The organism is Achromobacter sp. SIMBA_011 (assembly GCF_046535435.1).
Taxonomy (GTDB): Bacteria; Pseudomonadota; Gammaproteobacteria; order Burkholderiales; family Burkholderiaceae_B; genus Achromobacter; species Achromobacter dolens.
In genome coordinates this window covers 1-254 of record NZ_JAWRWN010000843.1, presented here as the reverse complement: position 1 = coordinate 254, position 254 = coordinate 1, and the positions used below count along the sequence as shown (strand labels likewise).

The window sequence follows — 254 nt, the reverse complement described above, 5'->3', positions numbered from 1 at the left end:
AGAGCACGCTCGCCGTGCGCCGCAATCCGGCGGCGAAACATGCCGCGCATCTGGAGCTGATGGGCGAGCAGCTCGAGTTCATCGGCGCATCGATCGACGGCAAGCCTTACGAGCACGTGCGCACGCACGAGCATGGCCTGACGGTCGAGAACGTGCCCGAGTCGTTCACGCTCACGCTCACGGGCGCCTGCGATCCGGCCGCCAACACCACGCTCTCGGGTCTGTACGTGTCGGGCGGCAACTTCTTCACGCAG

General features: G+C 66.5%; 1 protein-coding gene. It reads left to right on the top strand.

Annotation, left to right across the window (positions count from 1 at the left end; genetic code table 11):
- Positions 1 to 254, top strand: a 254-nt coding sequence (locus SB816_RS33370; protein ID WP_410548424.1) for a hypothetical protein, incomplete at both ends; no start/stop codon positions are given.